General features: G+C 73.8%; 1 protein-coding gene. It reads left to right on the forward strand.

Going from position 1 to position 759, the window contains the following annotated elements:
* A partial coding sequence (locus G3N92_RS34595; RefSeq protein WP_206131947.1) for an MFS transporter occupies positions 1-757 on the forward strand: 757 nt, incomplete at its 5' end.
* Positions 758-759: the final 2 nt, after the last annotated feature.

The raw sequence follows: 759 nt of genomic DNA on the forward strand, positions 1-759 counted from the left end.
CCTGCTGCCACCGCTGGCCGCGCATGCGGGCTTCGCGGCCGTGTTCGGCGTGCTGGGCGGCTTCGTCGCGCTGGCCACGCTCCTGACGTGGCGCTGGCTGCACGAGCCGGCCGGCGATATAGCAGCACCGGCTCCGCGGGCCGTTGGCGGCAGCCATGCCGCGGCCGCACAGCCACTGCGCGATCCCACGCTGCGGCGTCTCGTGCTCGGCATCGGGCTGCTCTGCGTGCCGCAGTTCGCCATCCTCAGCTTCGCGACGGTGTTTCTCCACGATTTCGCCGGCTTCGGCGCGGCGCGCATCGGCATCGCGATGGTGACGATCCAGCTCGGTGCGATGGTGTCGCGGGTCTGGAGCGGCCGCGCGACCGATCGGCTCGGCAACCGGCGCGCGTTCGTGCGCGGCACGGCCGGATTGGCGTTCGCGCTGTTCGCGGCGCTCGCCGCGGCGACCTGCGCCGCCGGCGCGGCACGCTCGACGCCCAGCCTCGATCTCGCCGCGCTGCTGCTGGTGGCGGCCGGCATCGCCGTGTCGGCCTGGCACGGCGTGGCCTACGCCGAACTGGCGACGATGGCCGGCGCGCAGCGTGCGGGGACCGCGCTCGGCATGGCCAATACGGTCGTCTACGCCGGCTATTTCCTGACGCCGTTGGCGATCCCGTCCCTGTTGACTCGCGGTGGCTGGGGCCTCGTGTGGCTGGCGGCCGCCGGGGTCGTGCTCGTCGCGCTGCCGTGTTTTCCTCGCGCGGCGGCACGCTGATG

Source organism: Burkholderia sp. Ac-20379 (assembly GCF_017104645.1).
GTDB lineage: Bacteria > Pseudomonadota > Gammaproteobacteria > Burkholderiales > Burkholderiaceae > Burkholderia.